The sequence below is a fragment of the Vibrio sp. 1078-1 genome, from assembly GCF_033340475.1.
In genome coordinates, this window is the sequence record NZ_JAWOWM010000009.1 from 122,956 (window position 1) to 140,317 (window position 17,362).

Consider the following 17,362-nt stretch of genomic DNA (forward strand, 5'->3'; position numbering starts at 1 on the left):
CAACTAAACCAAAAAAAGGGTGCCGTATGGCACCCTTTGTCATTTTTCGTGATTGAATTATGCTTTCTCTGGAATCGCTTCTAAAAGCGCGACCATCTGTTCCCAGTACAACTGAACAGTATCAATCTTCACTTTCTCATCTGGAGAGTGAGGGAATTTTATTGTTGGACCGAAAGAAACCATATCCATGTGTGGGTATGGTTCTTTAAATAGGCCACACTCAAGACCAGCATGGATGACCATGATGTTCGGCTTATGACCGTAAATGCCTTCATACATATCACGGAAAATTGCCATGATCTCGGAATCTGCATCTGGCTTCCAGCCAGGGTAAGCGCCTGAGAACTGAATTTGTGCGCCTGCTAGCTCAGTAATCGAGCGCAGCATGCTTTCCACTTGGCTACGGCCAGAGTCAATGAGAGAACGAATCAAGCAAAGCACGGTGACTTTATTTTCTTCTGTGCTGATCACACCAACGTTTAGAGAAGTTTCAACAACGCCTTCCACCTCATCACTCATACGGATTACGCCGTTTGGACAAGCGTTAAGTGCCGCAATGAATCGTTGCTGATCGGCGATTGAAAATACTTGCGCGTCAGTCGTGATCACTTCATTAAAGGTTACGATACCTGTTTCGATTTTACCCAATTCAGTTTTAAGCAGCTCAGTGTAGTGGTTGAACAGCTCAGCAAGCTTGTCTTGGTTTTCGACAGGAAGCGCGACAGTAACAAACGCTTCGCGAGGGATTGCATTACGTAAGCTACCGCCACGGAATTCGACTAAACGTAAATCAAGCTCTTGAGCATGACCGGCAAGGAAACGACCAAGTAATTTGTTGGCATTACCGCGACCTGTGTGAATGTCACAACCTGAGTGACCACCTTTTAGGCCTTTCAGCGTCAGTTGGCGTGTTACAAAACCTGCAGGCGTTGATTCTCGAGAAATATCGAAAGTCATGGTGCCATCAACGCCACCTGCACAACCCATGTAGACTTCGCCTTCTTGCTCAGAGTCTGTATTTAGAAGAATCTCACCCTCTAACCAACCAGCTTCAAGGCCAAATGCGCCAGTCATGCCTGCTTCTTCATCAATCGTCAGCAGAACTTCGAGTGGACCGTGCTTAATATCTTTAGATGCCAATACAGCAAGGCAAGAAGCCATACCAATACCGTTATCTGCACCAAGCGTCGTGCCTTTCGCAGTTACCCATTCGCCATCGATGTAAGGTTGGATTGGATCTTTGGTGAAGTCGTGTTCAGTGTCTTCGTTTTTCTGCGGCACCATGTCGATGTGTGCTTGAAGTACAACAGCCTTCTTATTTTCCATTCCTGGTGTCGCGGGCTTTTTGATGAACACGTTACCGGTTGGATCACGGCGAACGTCAAAGCCTTGCTCTGTTGCCCAGTTGATAATGTACTGTGCTAATGCTTCTTCATGTTTCGATGGATGAGGGATAGAACAAATCTTATCGAAAAACTGCCAAAGTGGAGCAGGTGATAAGGTACTGATCTCAGAATGGAACTCAGACACGGAGGACTCCTTTTGATGTGCTTTGCCAAATATATACCGTAAAAATGTTGTCAAGGTAGCATTAAATGCTAGACGATTTGGCCTTCAAATTGCCGTTAGCATACCACCAGATAAGGAGTACGAGTAGTCGCGATCACAAGGATTTCTCTCAGAACTGTCACAGTTTGTGAATACAATAACAAGCACTATGTGTTCTCTATCATACATTCTGAAAGTGGCTTTATTTTTTAATTCATAAAATTGTAATTTAATTACATATAAACTTTGATAAAGGTCAATTTATGTATTTTTTGTGATTCCAATCACTAAAATGCTTGTAATTAAATTTCTTGGTGGTATATTTGTAACCAGCTTCTGAGAGAAGAATGAAATGCTCAAAGGATGAGTCCGTTTTATCGCCTCCAAGGAACCGAGAAATCAACGAATGTTTAATTGATTTAAAAGGTGATAGTTATGAAAGGTTTACCAAGTACAATGTTCTGGAATAGCAAGTCTGTTTACACCGGTAACTTTGTATACCCAACAAGCTTTGGCTACTAAGTGAAGTCAACGCATGTGACTCGAACAGTTTGTTCACCCCTATAAATTGGAATTTTTTTTCAGTGATAGTGCTGACATGATTCACCGCCACCCAAATTGGGTGGCGTTTTTTTATCTCTATTTTCTCTTCCTGACTCACTTATTGCGATCAAAGCCTTCTTCTATTCCCCATTCTTCGGTTTTATCGACTTTTCCATCAAATCTGTTAGATACCATGTTAAAAATGGGTCTTTTTCATCTGAAAGTTTAGTACATTGCTCAGTTTTTATTCTCTTTTAGGGAACTGTGTTATCTAGGTTACCTATTGTTTTGTAAGAATATATTCCTTTGCCTACTTTGATAGGTTAGAGAATGTGTTTCATATCCAAAGAAAAAAAACGCATTAGAGTGAAGATTCTATCTAGAATTTGCTATTTGATAACTTTATAATTCCTGCCAATCGATTACGCAACCGTTTACTTTTTTACCTTTACAGGATTCGATCATGCTCGAGAGGCTTTTTAAACTCAGTGAAAATGGCACAAATGTGCGTACTGAGATCATTGCAGGTGTTACGACCTTCCTAACTATGGCTTACATTATTTTTGTAAACCCAGCGATCCTGTCGGATACCGGTATGGACCGTGGTGCCATTTTTGTCGCGACTTGTCTTGCTGCCGCAATCGGCTGTTTTATTATGGGATTTGTTGCGAATTACCCAATCGCACAGGCACCAGGAATGGGCCTGAACGCATTTTTCACTTACTCTGTTGTATTGGGAATGGGTTATACGTGGCAAGTTGCGTTAGCGGCTGTATTTGTTTCTGGCCTTCTGTTCATTCTTTTAAGCGTATTTAAGATCCGTGAGTGGATTATTAACTCGATCCCGCATTCTCTACGAACAGGTATTTCAGCTGGTATTGGTCTTTTCTTAGCGTTTATCGCATTAAAAAATGCAGGTATCGTCGTTGATAACCCAGCGACATTAGTTTCTATGGGAGAGATCACATCATTGCCATCTGTATTGGCCGCGATTGGCTTCTTTCTTACGATTGCACTGGTTCACCGTGGTGTGAAAGGTGCGGTGATGATCGCCATTCTTGGCGTTACAGCGCTCGGTCTTCTATTTGGTGATGTGCAGTGGGGCGGTATTATGTCAACGCCACCAAGCATTGCGCCAACTTTCATGCAACTGGATTTCTCTGGTTTGTTTGAAGTAGGCATGATTTCCGTCGTATTTGCTTTCCTATTTGTCGATTTATTTGACACCGCAGGTACGCTCGTTGGCGTTTCTCAAAAAGCAGGTCTAACTGATGAGAATGGCAACATCCCTCGTTTAAACAAAGCGTTACTTGCAGACTCAACAGCAACGTCAGTAGGTGCATTACTTGGTACCTCTAACACGACATCTTATATTGAAAGCGTTTCTGGTGTGGCTGCGGGTGGGCGTACTGGTCTAACAGCCGTGGTTGTTGGTGTACTCTTCCTACTTGCTCTATTGTTCTCACCACTTGCGGGTATGATCCCTGCTTATGCAACGTCAGGTGCGCTATTCTATGTGGCGATCTTGATGCTGTCTGGGCTAGTAAGCATTGATTGGCGTGACCTAACTGAAGCGTCCCCAGTTGTTGTGACTTGTTTAGTTATGCCGCTAACATTCTCGATTGCAGAAGGTATCACGTTAGGCTTTATCGCATACGCGGCGATCAAATTATTCAGCGGCAAGGGCCGTGAAGTGTCGATGAGTGTATGGGTGATGTCAGCCATCTTCATCGTTAAATACCTCGTCGGTTAATTTCTCGAGCAAAAAGCCAGTGTGGATTTATTCACGCTGGCTTTTTCTTTTTTACGTTGTTCACAGAAGACGGTTTTTCTGCGGAATAGGCAGAGAATTTTGATATCACCGTTGGTATTAGCGGTGTGTTTCGGTAGAATAATCGTTTGCGCAGCTTGACATCCTCGTCTCCAAACATTTTGGAGAAGTTAGTGAGCATTCCGCTTTTGAGTGACTTCGCTAGATTTTGAGGATGCATATTTTCAAATTATTAGGTTATTACAATGAGTAAAAAATTCATTATCACTTGGGATGCAATGCAGACTTACTGCCGTGAACTGGCTGAAAAACAAATGCCAGCTGAGCAATGGAAAGGAATTTGGGCGGTAAGCCGCGGCGGTTTGGTTCCTGGCGCTATTTTGGCTCGTGAACTGGGTATTCGTTACGTTGATACAATCTGTATTTCAAGCTACGACCATGATCATCAGCGCGATATGACGGTACTAAAAGCACCTGAAGGTGATGGCGAAGGTTACCTAATCGTTGAAGACCTAGTAGACAGTGGTGATACAGCGCGCAAACTACGTGAGATGTATCCAAAAGCGAAAATGATCGCTGTGTGTGCGAAACCATCAGGCAAAGAGCTGCTGGATGATTACGTTGTAGATATTGCTCAAGACACTTGGATTGAGCAGCCTTGGGATATGTCAATCCAGTATGCTGAGCCAGTAAACCGCAAGCAAAAATAAGCGCGGTTAAAGAATATTGAGAAATGCCCCTTTATAGGGGCATTTTTTTTATTATGATATTAAATCATGCTAATAGCCTAGGGTTCTTCCTATGTCTGAAGACGTCAGTAAAAATCTTTCCGAAACTTTGTTCGTGAAACATAAGCAAGCAAAAGAAACCTCCGCGCTTACCCAGTACATGCCGACCAGTAAAAAAATACTTGATGAACGAGAAGCGCAGGGTGATCGTGCTTGGTATCGTCATTTGCGTCGCTTGCAATGGGCTTGGCAAGGATTGTCTCCGATCGAAATGGAAGGCGTACTGTCCAAAATTGCTTCATCTTCTCACTCGCGAACCAATGATGATTGGTTAGACACTGTAATGGGTTATCACGGTGGTAACTGGACATTTGAGTGGATCAAGCTTGGTATGGATCATCAGAAGCGAGCAAATGAAATGCAAGGAGAAGAGGCAGCGGATGAACTCTTCACTGCTTCTTTGTGTTTTAGTATTGCAGGCTACCCACATTTAAAAAATGACAACTTGGCATCGCAAGCTCAAGTTCTGGCAAACAAAGCGTATTCTGACGGCGCAGAAAAAACTAAGTACACCATCAAGCAAATTGAAGTGCCTTACCAAAATCGCAAAATCATCGCGAACCTCCATTTACCAAGAACGGATAAACAGTTGCCTGTGGTCATGGTGAGCGCTGGTTTGGATACTCTACAAACCGACATGTGGCGTTTGTTCCGTAATCGTCTTGCACCGCGAGATATTGCGATGTTAACCGTGGACATGCCTTCAGTTGGGCATAGCTCTCATTGGCCCTTGACCGAGAATTCAAGTTGCCTACATCAAGCGGTATTGAATGAGCTTTACTCGCTACCTTGGGTTGATCATCACAAAGTGGGGTTAGTTGGGTTTCGTTTTGGTGGTAATGCCATGATCAGACTCTCTTTTGTCGAGCAAGAAAAGATCAAAGCTTGTGTCGCTCTAGGCGCACCCGTACATGATATTTTTACTTCCCCTCAGAAGTTACAAAAAATGCCGAAGATGTACCTAGATCTTTTGGCTTCCCGTTTGGGGAAAAATGCGGTTGATATTAATAGCATGGCTGGTCAGATGATGGCGTGGTCATTGAAGGTTCAGGGCTTCCTGAGCAGTCGAAAAACCAAAGTGCCTATTTTGGCTTTGAGTCTTGAGGGCGATCCAGTGTCGCCACACAGTGATAATCAACTTGTTGCTCTATTTAGCCAGTATGGTAGAGCGAAAAAAATCAGTTCCAAAACAATTACAAAAGGATATGAGCAATCCCTCGATTTAGCCATAAAGTGGCTAGAAGATGAATTATTAGGGTGACAATTCTCCTAAATTAGTTAAGAGTGATATATCTGAGCAAAAAATAAGCTCATGATAATTAAAAATAATAATCATTCTTGGGTGTTTACTTTTAACTATGAAAACGGAGATTCATATGTCAGAGACGACTCAGGGCCCGACTCACTTTCGCTTGATGTCAAAGTTGAAGGCGATAGGGCCTTACCTGCGCGAACCACAATCGCAAGAAGGGCGCTATTATTTTGATTGTTTATCTGTATGTGTAGACGACAAAAAATCGCCTGAGAAGCGTGAATTTTGGGGCTGGTGGATGGATTTGGAATCCATCAAGGGAGGCTTTACTGCTAAATATCATATTGGCAAGTACAACAAAGAAGGGCAATGGGTATCTGAAGCCCTTCCCAAAAAAGTGGTAGAGGAAGTGTATCTCACGCAGAGCACATTCCATCAAAAGCTGGTTGATACTTTAGAAGAACACTTCAAATTAGAAGTCGAATATCACACGGAGTCTTTCGATTTCGCTTAATTTGGTTGTTTTCATTTAATACCAAACAAAAAGGTGCGAAAACGCACCTTTTCTCTTGTTAATTCCCTATTTGATTGTTAAAACATCCTCTCTTTATTTGTTTTTCACTTCAGAAGACATCATGACAACGAATCAACAAAATGCAGTTGTTTCACAACCACAAACTGTCGTTGTGAAACTGGGTACAAGTGTGCTGACAGGCGGCACTCTGGCACTCGACCGTGCACACATGGTTGAGTTAGCACGCCAGTGTGCTGAGCTTAAAAAACAAGGCCATTCAATCGTAATGGTTTCGTCTGGTGCGATTGCAGCAGGCCGTGAGCATCTTGGTTACCCCGCATTGCCCAACGAGATGGCGAGTAAGCAGTTACTTGCCGCGGTGGGGCAGAGTCGCTTGATTCAAACATGGGAGTCTTTGTTTGGTATTTATGGTATCAAGATCGGCCAAATGCTACTAACCCGTGCCGATTTAGAAGATCGTGAGCGATTCCTTAACGCGCGTGACACTATTAATGCGCTCGTTGCGAACGATATTGTTCCTATCGTAAACGAAAATGATGCCGTTGCGACTAGCGAGATTAAAGTTGGCGATAACGACAACCTTTCCGCTTTGGTAGGCATTTTATGTGGTGCAGATAAGCTCTTGCTTTTAACGGACCAAAAAGGTCTGTTTACTGCTGACCCTCGTAGAGATCCGAACGCAGAGCTTATCAAGGAAGTAAAAACCATCGACGATACGCTGCGTAAAATCGCAGGTGGAAGCGGTACAACATTGGGTACTGGTGGTATGGCAACGAAGCTGCAAGCCGCAGACATCGCTCGCCGCGCAGGTATAGAGGTTATTATTGCTGCTGGTAGTGCGCCGAATGTTATCTTTGACTCTTTAAGTGCTGAACCTCAGGGCACGCGCTTCCTACCTTGCGCTGAAGCCTTAGAGAACCGTAAACGCTGGATTCTAGCGGGACCTGCGGCATCGGGCGACATCATTATTGATGATGGTGCAGTCAATGCTGTGGTCGGCAAGGGCAGTAGCCTACTTGCTAAAGGGGTCATCAAAGTTAGTGGTGACTTCGCACGAGGCGAAGTGGCGCGTGTAACAAACGCTCACGGTAAGTTGGTGGCTCGTGGCATCAGCGCCTACTCAAGTGATGACCTAACTAAAATTACGGGTAAGCACAGTAAAGATATCATCTCTATTTTGGGTCATGATTATGGCTCTGAGGTGATTCACCGCGATGATTTGGTCGTCATTCAGGAATAGAATTAGAGGGAAGCAAAGTGGATTTAACGAATATGGGTAAAGCTGCTAAAGATGCAGCTTTCGAATTAGCGACAGCGTCAACTGCGCAAAAAAACCAAGCATTAGCCATCATTGCTGATGAGCTAGAAGCAAACTCTGCTGCTATTTTGGCGGCAAACGCTAAAGACATCGAACTTGGCCGTGAAGCGGGTTTAACCGATGCGCTGCTCGATCGCCTTTTGCTTAATGAAGAACGATTGACTGCAATTGCGAATGATGTTCGCAACGTCATTAGCTTGAACGATCCTGTAGGCAGCGAAATAGACAGTAAGGTACTGGAAAATGGGATGTCACTGTCTCGTCGTCGCGTGCCGCTTGGTGTCGTGGGCGTAATTTATGAAGCGCGTCCAAACGTAACCATTGATATCGCAGCGTTGTGCTTGAAAACCGGCAACGCAAGCATTTTACGTGGTGGCAAAGAGACCTTTTTCTCGAATATGGAATTAGTGAAGGTTATTCAGTCTGCGCTCGCAAAGGCGAACCTTCCAGCCGCTTCTGTGCAGTACATTGAAAAAACAGATCGTGAGCTTGTTTCTCAATTGCTTAAGTTGGACGATTACGTCGACATGATCATTCCACGCGGTGGTGCTGGCCTACACAAAATGTGTAAAGAAAACAGCACGATTCCGGTGATTATTGGTGGCTTTGGTATCAGCCATATCTTTGTCGACGAATCCGCTGATCTAGAGAAATCCCTGAATGTGGTTGAGAACTCTAAAGTTCAACGTCCATCTGCGTGTAACTCATTAGATACGCTGCTCGTGCATGAAAAAATTGCAGCGCAATTCCTACCAATGATCGTAGAGCGCATGAACGATAAAGTGACCTTCGTGACAGAGCCTAAGGCAAAAGCACTGATGCCTCAAGCAACACAAATTCGCGATGCTGTTGAAGGTGACTTTGATACGGAATGGTTGAGCTACACTCTTGGTGTAAAAGTTGTGTCTGATGTGAAAGATGCCATTGATCATATGCGTGTCCATAACGCGAGCCACTCAGATGCGATCATGACCAATAGCTTGGAAAACTCAGAGCTGTTCATCAATTCTGTCGGTTCGGCGGCGGTTTATGTGAATGCTTCAACGCGCTTTACAGACGGTGCGCAATTTGGCCTTGGCGCAGAAGTCGCAGTATCTACGCAAAAGCTACATGCACGCGGTCCGATGGGCTTAGAAGAGCTAACTAGCTACAAGTGGGTTGGTAAAGCGAACTACTTAGCACGCAGTTAACACATTCGACGAGATCTTGAGTGAAAAAGGGGCCTTTGCGCCCCTTTTTGTTTTGTCTAACATACCAATTCCGCTACACTACATGAGCTTTTATTTCGGTTTGAAAGCGTTATACCCAAATAGCTTTAATAGAGTCCGTATAACCATGAACGCGTGGTTATCCGTGATTGCTCATGAGGTTATTTTGGTATAGATATGGAGGTGATATGCATTGTCCTTTTTGTTCCGAGAACGATACCAAAGTTATTGATTCCCGCTTAGTGGCTGATGGCCATCAAGTTCGACGTCGCCGTCAGTGCTTGGCGTGTAGCGAGCGTTTCACTACGTTTGAAAGCGCAGAGTTAGTGATGCCTAAAGTGATCAAATCGAATGGCAACCGTGAACCATTTGATGAAGATAAAATGGTTGGCGGTATTCAACGCGCTTTAGAGAAACGCCCAGTGAGTGCCGATTCTATAGAGTTAGCGATCAGTATGATCAAATCACAACTGCGTGCGACGGGTGAGCGAGAGGTTCCGAGTGAAATGATTGGTAATTTAGTCATGGACCAGCTCAAAGAGCTCGATAAGGTGGCTTACATTCGTTTCGCTTCCGTTTACCGCAGCTTTGAAGATATTCGCGAGTTTGGCGAAGAGATTGCCCGCCTAGAAGACTGAGTAGCTCATGACTCAACACACTCTTGAAAGAGCGTTTTCTGATTTAGATTTCGCCATGATGTCACGAGCTATTAAGTTAGCGAAACGTGGCATTTATACCACCGCCCCTAATCCAAATGTAGGGTGTGTCATCGTTCGTGATGAAGAAATTGTCGGTGAAGGTTATCACCATCGTGCTGGTGAGCCGCATGCCGAGGTGCACGCGATGCGCATGGCGGGTGAAAAAGCAGTTGGTGCAACCGCTTATGTGACGCTAGAGCCTTGCTCTCATTACGGCCGTACACCGCCATGTGCCGAAGGGCTGATTAAAGCCAAAGTGGCACGTGTGGTTTGCGCCATGGTAGACCCAAACCCGAAAGTTGCAGGTCGCGGCATCCAGATGTTACGTGATGCCGGAATTGAAGTACAAATCGGCTTGTTAGAGCAAGATGCCCTTGCCCTTAACCCTGGTTTTATAAAGTACATGCGTACAGGCATGCCGTTTGTTCAATTAAAAATGGCAGCCAGTTTGGATGGGCAAAGCGCACTCAGTAATGGTCAGAGCCAATGGATCACCTCCCCAGCGGCCCGCCAAGATGTGCAGCGTTATCGAGCGATAAGTGGTGGCATTCTTTCTACTAGCAAAACGGTGATTGATGATAATGCATCACTCAATGTGCGCTGGGATGACTTACCTAATAGTGTTCAAGCGCAGTATTTACAAGAAGAGCTTCGTCAACCAGTACGTGTAATCTTAGACCGTCAGAACCATTTAACTGATGCGCTCAAGCTGTTCCATACCGATGGAGAACGAGTTATTGTTCGCTCTGATGGAGACTGTATCCCTCTATTGGACAGCGCTGACCAAATTGACTTATCAACGACATTAAAGCGTATCTCTGATGAGCACCATATCAATCACTTATGGGTTGAAGCTGGAGCTACGCTAGCGAGTGCGATGATAAAGGCTAATCTTGTAGATGAGCTCATTGTTTACCTTGCGCCAAAACTCATGGGCAGCGATGGTCGGGGGCTTATCGGTGCTTTAGGGTTAAGCGCTATGGCTGACGTCATAGATTTAAACATTACAGACGTTCGTATGGTTGGGGTAGACATTCGCATCACGGCCACCATAAAACGTAATGAAATTAGATAAGAAATAGTATGTTTACAGGAATAGTAGAAGCAGTTGGCAAGTTAGCTGCGATTACGCCGAAGGGCGAAGACATCACCGTCACGGTTGAAACGGGTACGCTTGATATGTCAGACGTTAAGTTAGGCGATAGCATTGCGACCAACGGTGTTTGCTTAACGGTAGTTGACTTCGGAAGCCACTATTACAGTGCTGATCTGTCATTAGAAACCTTGAAGAAAACTGGGTTTGCTGAATACCAAGTAGGCGATAAGGTGAATCTAGAAAAAGCCATGTTGCCAACAACGCGATTGGGTGGACATATCGTTTCTGGCCATGTCGATGGGGTTGGTGAAATTGTCGAACGCAATTCAGTTGGCCGTGCGATAGAGTTTTGGGTTGCAATGCCTGCGGAAATTAGCAAGTACGTTGCAGAGAAAGGCTCGATTACTGTTGATGGTATTAGCCTAACCGTCAACGACTTACGTAAAAATGCTTTTAAGCTGACGATCGTTCCTCATACGAGTGAAGAAACTACGATTGACCAGTTTCAAGTGGGGCGCAAAGTCAACTTAGAAGTTGATGTACTTGCGCGTTATATGGAGCGTTTACTGCAAGGACAACAAGAAGATAAGGCCGAGTCTCGTATCACGATGGACTTTTTACAGCAAAACGGTTTTGCATAAGTCTTGGGAGTGGCTGCGTGAGGCATGCGATAAAGAGCAGACTCACAGAACACCGCGAGATTCATTGACTTGCTTAATGCAAAGCTCAAACTATTGACCTAACTAGCATTCACTGCAACGTAATTTTTCATTGCTGTCGCAATAACAAATTTAGAATAACGGGATAACAGACTATGCCAATCAGTACGCCACAAGAAATTATTGATGATATTCGCGCAGGCAAAATGGTCATCCTAATGGATGATGAAGACCGCGAGAATGAAGGTGACTTGATCATGGCTGCCGAGCATATTACGCCGGAAGCCATCAACTTTATGGCAACCTATGGCCGTGGCCTGATTTGTTTAACCATGACCAAAGATCGTTGCGAAAGTCTAGGTCTGCCACCAATGGTGCAAGACAATAATGCGCAATACACCACCAACTTTACTGTTTCGATTGAGGCAGCAGAAGGGGTAACGACTGGTATTTCAGCCGCAGATCGCGCACGTACCGTTCAAGCAGCAGTCGCGCCAAACGCTAAAGCTGCGGATTTGGTGCAGCCTGGTCACATCTTCCCTCTCGCAGCTCAAGACGGCGGTGTACTGACTCGCGCAGGTCACACTGAAGCTGGCTGTGATTTGGCTCGTCTTGCTGGTTTAGAGCCAGCATCGGTGATTGTTGAGATCTTAAATGACGACGGCACGATGGCTCGTCGCCCAGATCTAGAGATCTTTGCAGAGAAGCACGGTATTAAATTGGGCACTATTGCCGACCTAATTGAGTACCGCAATAACACTGAGACAACGATTGAACGTGTGGCAGAGTGCAAGTTACCGACAGAGTTTGGCGAGTTCACGTTAGTCACGTACAAAGACACCATTGATAACCAAGTGCACTACGCAATGTGCAAGGGCGATTTGAAAGAAAAAGCGCCACTGGTTCGCGTTCATCTTCAAGACGTTTTTACCGACTTACTACGTAGCGATCGTAATGCAGAACGCAGCTGGACACTAGATAAGGCAATGAAACGCATTGGTGAAGAGGGCGGTGTACTGGTTGTTCTTGGCCATGAAGAATCGACCGATCTACTTATTCATCGCGTGAAGATGTTCGAAGCGCAAGACAAAGGTGAAGCACCAACGCTTGCTAAAAAACAAGGCACGTCTCGCCGTGTTGGCGTTGGTTCACAGATTCTTGCGGATCTCGGTGTACATGATATGCGTCTTCTGTCATCGACCAACAAAAAGTACCACGCGTTAGGTGGTTTTGGTCTGAACGTTGTTGAGTACGTCTGCGAGTAACAACCGAACAATAAGTTCCTAGTCTTTGACGTGCTTAACTCGTCAATGGCTAGGAGCCAGTGATTTGCCTCCAATTTCCATTAGATATTGCTCACAAATTTGTGCTAGAATCCGGCGATTCTCACTTGATGAACATATTTCACTTATAAATAGAGTTAAAGGAAAGCTTATGAAAGTGATCGAGGGTGGCTTCCCAGCGCCAAATGCAAAAATTGCTATCGTTATTTCTCGTTTCAACAGTTTTATTAACGAAAGCCTACTTTCTGGTGCGATCGATACACTAAAGCGTCACGGACAAGTAAGCGAAGACAACATCACGGTTGTGCGTTGTCCAGGTGCCGTAGAACTACCTCTAGTAGCTCAGCGTGTTGCTAAAACTGGCAAATTCGACGCTATTGTTTCTCTAGGGTCTGTTATTCGCGGTGGAACGCCTCACTTTGACTATGTTTGTAGTGAAATGAACAAAGGTCTAGCACAAGTGTCTATGGAATTCAGCATTCCAGTAGCATTTGGTGTTTTGACTGTTGATACGATCGATCAAGCGATTGAACGCGCAGGAACCAAGGCTGGTAATAAAGGTGCAGAGGCTGCACTAAGCGCACTTGAAATGATTAATGTACTATCTGAAATTGATTCCTAATGGGGGCCAGTGTGAAACCAGCCGCACGTCGTAACGCACGTCAATTCGCTCTACAGGCGATCTACTCATGGCAAATTACTAAAGAGAATGTTGCCAAGATTGAAGAACAGTTTTTGTCTGGCGACAAATACGATGAAGAAGAACTTCATGCATCTGAGCCAGCGCTTGCTGCTCCAGAGACAGACGTAGCTTACTTCCGTGAACTATTAAGCGGTGTTGTACTTAGCCACGCTGAGCTAGATAGCAAAATTCGTCCATACATCTCTCGTCCTATGCAGGATTTAGATATGATGGAACTTGCTCTTCTTCGCCTTGCTATGTACGAGATGACTCGTCGCGAAGATGTTCCTTACAAAGTTGTTATCAATGAAGCGATTGAACTTGCAAAAGTTTTCGCAGCAGAAGATAGCCACAAGTTTGTGAATGGTGTACTTGATAAAGCAGCACCTCACATTCGTAAGAAATAACGATTTCTTCAATGAAAAGGTCAGCACATGCTGACCTTTTTTGTATCAAAAGCTTTTACATCAAAAAGTAAGTGAATTATGTCTGGTGAATTTAATCTGATAGACAAATACTTCGTCGGTCGTCAGAGCCAACGTAAAGATGTCCATCTAGCCGCTGGTGATGATTGCGCTTTGGTCAAAGCGCCAGCTAATGTTCAGATTGCGATTAGCACGGATACATTGGTAGCTGGAACGCATTTCTTAGCCGACGCGAACCCAGCATGGGTCGCACACAAAGCATTGGCTTCTAACATCAGTGATTTGGCGGCGATGGGCGCAACGCCTGCGTGGGTGAGCTTTGCATTAACGATGCCTGAGCCAGATGAAGAATGGCTTGCACCTTTCTGTGATGCATTTTTCGAACTGGCTGATTACTATGGTATTCAGTTAATAGGCGGTGATACCACCAAAGGCCCATTGTGTCTGACACTGACGGTGCAAGGTTTTGTACCTGAAGACAAAGCGCTCACGCGATCCGGCGCCAAGCCTGGGGATTGGGTATACGTAACGGGAAACCTTGGCGATGCAAAAGCTGGCTTGGATGTGATTCTAGATGACTCTCTGCGCAGTAGAGCCGGCGCGGAAGCACTAGAGCGAGCTCATTACCTTAGTTCTCCGCGTGTGCTTGCTGGACAAGCTCTTGTTGGCTTAGCCTCTTCGGCGATAGATATTTCAGATGGTTTAATCTCTGATATTAAGCATATTTTACAGCGATCTCAGGTTGGGGTGAGCATTGATGTCTCTCAGCTACCGATCTCTTCAGAATTAGTCCAGTTTTTAGATGATAAGATCAGCGCGCAGCAGTATGCTTTAGCAAGTGGTGAAGAATACGAGTTGTGTTTTACCGTGCCGGAGCAAAATCGAGGCTCGTTACAAAGTGCTTTATCTCATACTGGATGTAAGGTCACATGTATTGGTCAAATCCGACCAAATGGAACCTTCGAGCTGCATGATAACAATCAACCACTTGATTGGGACTTAAGTGGCTTCGACCACTTTAAATGATCTGAGCTAAGCTCTAGCCAAGAGCCTGTTACTATTGAGTAACTCGCAGGCATGACGATTGAAACCAAACTAGCAGTATAGGTTTAAGGATATGACCAACCCTCTTTCTCTGATTTCATTAAAGAACCCGTGGCATCTATTGGCGACGGGTTTTGGCAGTGGATTATCCCCGTTTATCCCTGGAACAATGGGCACACTGGCGGCCGTGCCTTTATTTTTGTTGTTGGCACAATTACCATTTACGGCGTATGTCATTGTTGTTCTGATTTCGTGTGTGGTCGGCATTCAAATATGCCAAGTGACGTCTGCAGACATGAAGGTGCATGATCATGGTTCAATCGTATGGGATGAGTTTGCGGGCTTTTGGATTACGATGAGCATTGTACCTGCGCTGAATATTCCACTCACTGAATGGAAGTGGTTGATCACTGGCTTCATCTTGTTTCGTTTTTTCGATATGGTAAAACCTTGGCCAATTGGGTGGCTAGATAAGCGAGTTCACGGTGGGCTGGGTATTATGGTTGATGATATCGTGGCGGGAGTTATGGCCGGTGTTGCCCTGTTTCTAGTCGCAAAATACGCTGGCTGGATGAATTAAACCATGAACTAAACACTGGACGTAAAAAAGGGATGCCATGAGCATCCCTTTTTACATGCTATTTTGCTAAATAATCCAAGATGGATTTTTCGATTCCTTTTGCATCGAGACCAAGCTCTTCATGCAGTTCATCTTGTGTTCCCTGATGAATAAACTCATCGGGTAAACCTAGGTTTAAGACTGGCTTAATGATTTTATCTTTCATCATGAACTCAACGACACCCGCACCTGCACCACCTGCGATAACATTTTCTTCTAACGTCACGAGCACGTCATGATCTGCGGCTAATTGACGAATTAATGCTTCATCGAGCGGCTTCACAAAGCGCATATCAGCAACAGTGGCGTTAAGGTATTCTGCCGCTTCTAGCGCGTTACCCAAGAAAGTACCAAAGCTCAGAATAGCAACTTTTTCACCTTGGCGAACCATGCGCCCTTTACCGATTTCTAACGCCGTAAACTCAGTTTCGATTTCTACGCCCATGCCGCTACCACGAGGGTATCGAACCGCACTCGGGCCAGAATGCTTATGGCCAGTGTAAAGCATTTGTCGGCACTCGTTTTCGTCGCTTGGCGCCATGATCACCATGTTCGGAATACAGCGCATAAAGCTCAAATCGAACGCACCTTGGTGAGTTTGACCATCTGCGCCAACGAGACCTGCGCGGTCGATCGCAAACATCACTGGTAAATCCATGATCGCGATGTCGTGGATCAGTTGGTCATAACCACGTTGCAAGAAAGTCGAATAGATAGCTACGATTGGATGATCGCCCGCAATTGCCATACCTGTTGCAAGTGTCACTGCGTGCTGCTCAGCAATCGCCACATCAAAGTATTGGTCTGGGTACTCTTTTGAGAAACGCACCATACCTGATCCTTCGCGCATTGCTGGCGTAATTGCCATTAGCTTAGGATCTTGGGCCGCCATGTCACATAAAAAGTCACCGAAGATCTTTGAGTAAGTTGGCTTACCGCCACTGCTCTTCGGCAGACAATTATGCGTTGGATCGAATTTAGGAACACCATGGTAGCCGATAGGATCTTTCTCGGCCGGCTCATAACCTTTGCCTTTCTTGGTCATGATGTGTAGGAACTGAGGGCCTTTGAGCTCACGCATATTTTTCAGCGTTTTGACGAGTTCATTGACGTCGTGCCCATCAATCGGGCCAATGTAATTAAAGCCGAACTCTTCGAACAGAGTACCAGGCACTACCATGCCTTTTAGGTGCTCTTCCGTACGGCGAACCAACTCTTTAATAGGTGGAACACCAGACAGCACTTTCTTGCCGCCTTCACGGATAGAAGTGTATAAGCTACCAGAAAGTACCTTTGCAAGGTGGTTATTCAGGGCGCCGACGTTTTCTGAAATCGACATTTCGTTGTCGTTCAAAATCACCAACATATCAGGATGAACGTCGCCAGCGTGGTTCATGGCTTCGAATGCCATGCCTGCTGTAATTGCGCCATCGCCAATCACACTGACAATTTTACGGCCTTTGCCTTCTTTTTGTGCGCTGATGGCCATGCCAAGGCCTGCACTGATAGATGTCGAAGAGTGACCGACAGACAAAGTGTCATATTCACTTTCTTCACGCCAAGGGAAAGGGTGTAGACCATCCTTTTGGCGAATTGTTGGCATTTTATCGCGACGTCCGGTGAGGATTTTGTGCGGGTAAGCCTGATGACCAACATCCCAGATCAATTTGTCGATAGGGGTGTTGTAAACATAATGCAGAGCGACAGTTAGCTCTACGGTGCCTAAGCCAGACGCTAAGTGTCCGCTAGATTGGCTCACTGAATTTAGCAGATACGTTCGCAGTTCATCACACAGATTTGGTAATGTTTCTTTCGGAAGAAGACGTAATTCTTCCGGTGTATTTGCTAACGCCAGTGTTGGGTACTTTGAAATATCAAGAGTCATATAAATGC

The 17,362-nt window shown here is 45.1% G+C and carries 16 protein-coding genes; 14 read left to right on the forward strand and 2 right to left on the reverse strand.

Going from position 1 to position 17,362, the window contains the following annotated elements:
• Positions 1 to 57: 57 nt before the first annotated feature.
• On the reverse strand, positions 58 to 1,530 hold the full coding sequence (locus R7190_RS16965; protein WP_053350265.1) for an aminoacyl-histidine dipeptidase: 1,473 nt from the start codon (positions 1,528 to 1,530) through the stop codon (positions 58 to 60).
• A gap of 1,024 nt (positions 1,531 to 2,554) precedes the next feature.
• Here R7190_RS16965 and R7190_RS16970 point away from each other — a divergent pair.
• The 14 genes from R7190_RS16970 (at position 2,555) to pgpA (ending at position 15,430) form a co-directional block, all read left to right on the forward strand.
• The gene (locus R7190_RS16970) at positions 2,555 to 3,844 is read left to right on the forward strand and encodes an NCS2 family permease (protein ID WP_005381592.1); all 1,290 of its coding nucleotides are present in this window, start codon (positions 2,555 to 2,557) and stop codon (positions 3,842 to 3,844) included.
• Positions 3,845 to 4,107: 263 nt separating this feature from the next.
• Entirely contained in the window at positions 4,108 to 4,572 is a 465-nt protein-coding gene (tet(34), locus tag R7190_RS16975) for an oxytetracycline resistance phosphoribosyltransferase domain-containing protein Tet(34) (protein ID WP_005381590.1), read from the forward strand.
• 91 nt (positions 4,573 to 4,663) lie between these two features.
• On the forward strand, positions 4,664 to 5,911 hold the full coding sequence (frsA, locus tag R7190_RS16980; RefSeq protein WP_186584441.1) for an esterase FrsA: 1,248 nt from the start codon (positions 4,664 to 4,666) through the stop codon (positions 5,909 to 5,911).
• A 115-nt stretch (positions 5,912 to 6,026) separates the two neighbouring features.
• Positions 6,027 to 6,416 carry a sigma factor-binding protein Crl gene (gene crl / locus R7190_RS16985; RefSeq protein ID WP_186584440.1) on the forward strand — a complete coding sequence of 130 codons (390 nt, stop codon included), beginning with the start codon at positions 6,027 to 6,029 and terminating at the stop codon, positions 6,414 to 6,416.
• 121 nt (positions 6,417 to 6,537) lie between these two features.
• Positions 6,538 to 7,677, forward strand: coding sequence for a glutamate 5-kinase (gene proB, locus R7190_RS16990; RefSeq protein ID WP_017820604.1), 1,140 nt, complete (start codon positions 6,538 to 6,540; stop codon positions 7,675 to 7,677).
• Positions 7,678 to 7,694: 17 nt separating this feature from the next.
• A complete protein-coding gene (locus tag R7190_RS16995) occupies positions 7,695 to 8,945 on the forward strand; it encodes a glutamate-5-semialdehyde dehydrogenase (RefSeq protein ID WP_186584439.1) in 1,251 nt (416 codons plus the stop codon).
• A 206-nt stretch (positions 8,946 to 9,151) separates the two neighbouring features.
• Positions 9,152 to 9,601 carry a transcriptional regulator NrdR gene (gene nrdR, locus R7190_RS17000; protein WP_005381578.1) on the forward strand — a complete coding sequence of 150 codons (450 nt, stop codon included), beginning with the start codon at positions 9,152 to 9,154 and terminating at the stop codon, positions 9,599 to 9,601.
• A 7-nt stretch (positions 9,602 to 9,608) separates the two neighbouring features.
• The gene (gene ribD, locus R7190_RS17005) at positions 9,609 to 10,736 is read left to right on the forward strand and encodes a bifunctional diaminohydroxyphosphoribosylaminopyrimidine deaminase/5-amino-6-(5-phosphoribosylamino)uracil reductase RibD (RefSeq protein WP_017635684.1); all 1,128 of its coding nucleotides are present in this window, start codon (positions 9,609 to 9,611) and stop codon (positions 10,734 to 10,736) included.
• Between the two features lie 8 nt (positions 10,737 to 10,744).
• Entirely contained in the window at positions 10,745 to 11,398 is a 654-nt protein-coding gene (locus R7190_RS17010) for a riboflavin synthase (protein WP_005381574.1), read from the forward strand.
• A 173-nt stretch (positions 11,399 to 11,571) separates the two neighbouring features.
• Positions 11,572 to 12,681 carry a bifunctional 3,4-dihydroxy-2-butanone-4-phosphate synthase/GTP cyclohydrolase II gene (ribBA, locus tag R7190_RS17015; RefSeq protein WP_005381573.1) on the forward strand — a complete coding sequence of 370 codons (1,110 nt, stop codon included), beginning with the start codon at positions 11,572 to 11,574 and terminating at the stop codon, positions 12,679 to 12,681.
• A 169-nt stretch (positions 12,682 to 12,850) separates the two neighbouring features.
• Positions 12,851 to 13,321 carry a 6,7-dimethyl-8-ribityllumazine synthase gene (ribE, locus tag R7190_RS17020; protein WP_005381572.1) on the forward strand — a complete coding sequence of 157 codons (471 nt, stop codon included), beginning with the start codon at positions 12,851 to 12,853 and terminating at the stop codon, positions 13,319 to 13,321.
• Positions 13,321 to 13,788 carry a transcription antitermination factor NusB gene (gene nusB / locus R7190_RS17025; RefSeq protein WP_005381571.1) on the forward strand — a complete coding sequence of 156 codons (468 nt, stop codon included), beginning with the start codon at positions 13,321 to 13,323 and terminating at the stop codon, positions 13,786 to 13,788. The genes ribE and nusB overlap by 1 nt, the downstream gene beginning before the upstream one ends.
• Positions 13,789 to 13,866: 78 nt before the next feature.
• Positions 13,867 to 14,832: a thiamine-phosphate kinase gene (thiL, locus tag R7190_RS17030; protein ID WP_005381570.1), complete on the forward strand. Its 966-nt coding sequence runs from the start codon at positions 13,867 to 13,869 to the stop codon at positions 14,830 to 14,832.
• Positions 14,833 to 14,923: 91 nt separating this feature from the next.
• The gene (pgpA, locus tag R7190_RS17035) at positions 14,924 to 15,430 is read left to right on the forward strand and encodes a phosphatidylglycerophosphatase A (RefSeq protein ID WP_186584438.1); all 507 of its coding nucleotides are present in this window, start codon (positions 14,924 to 14,926) and stop codon (positions 15,428 to 15,430) included.
• Between the two features lie 58 nt (positions 15,431 to 15,488).
• Here the strand turns inward: pgpA and dxs are convergent, their stop codons facing one another.
• Positions 15,489 to 17,354: a 1-deoxy-D-xylulose-5-phosphate synthase gene (gene dxs, locus R7190_RS17040; RefSeq protein WP_005381568.1), complete on the reverse strand. Its 1,866-nt coding sequence runs from the start codon at positions 17,352 to 17,354 to the stop codon at positions 15,489 to 15,491.
• Positions 17,355 to 17,362 lie beyond the last annotated feature (8 nt).

Bases quoted from the DNA above. Each gene is read 5' to 3' on its own strand.
- R7190_RS16970 (WP_005381592.1), top strand. From the start codon at position 2,555: ATGCTCGAGAGGCTTTTTAAACTCAGTGAAAATGGCACAAATGTGCGT.
- frsA (WP_186584441.1), top strand. From the start codon at position 4,664: ATGTCTGAAGACGTCAGTAAAAATCTTTCCGAAACTTTGTTCGTGAAA.
- crl (WP_186584440.1), top strand. From the start codon at position 6,027: ATGTCAGAGACGACTCAGGGCCCGACTCACTTTCGCTTGATGTCAAAG.
- proB (WP_017820604.1), top strand. From the start codon at position 6,538: ATGACAACGAATCAACAAAATGCAGTTGTTTCACAACCACAAACTGTC.
- nrdR (WP_005381578.1), top strand. From the start codon at position 9,152: ATGCATTGTCCTTTTTGTTCCGAGAACGATACCAAAGTTATTGATTCC.
- ribD (WP_017635684.1), top strand. From the start codon at position 9,609: ATGACTCAACACACTCTTGAAAGAGCGTTTTCTGATTTAGATTTCGCC.
- R7190_RS17010 (WP_005381574.1), top strand. From the start codon at position 10,745: ATGTTTACAGGAATAGTAGAAGCAGTTGGCAAGTTAGCTGCGATTACG.
- ribBA (WP_005381573.1), top strand. From the start codon at position 11,572: ATGCCAATCAGTACGCCACAAGAAATTATTGATGATATTCGCGCAGGC.
- ribE (WP_005381572.1), top strand. From the start codon at position 12,851: ATGAAAGTGATCGAGGGTGGCTTCCCAGCGCCAAATGCAAAAATTGCT.
- nusB (WP_005381571.1), top strand. From the start codon at position 13,321: ATGGGGGCCAGTGTGAAACCAGCCGCACGTCGTAACGCACGTCAATTC.
- thiL (WP_005381570.1), top strand. From the start codon at position 13,867: ATGTCTGGTGAATTTAATCTGATAGACAAATACTTCGTCGGTCGTCAG.
- pgpA (WP_186584438.1), top strand. From the start codon at position 14,924: ATGACCAACCCTCTTTCTCTGATTTCATTAAAGAACCCGTGGCATCTA.
- dxs (WP_005381568.1), bottom strand. From the start codon at position 17,354: ATGACTCTTGATATTTCAAAGTACCCAACACTGGCGTTAGCAAATACA.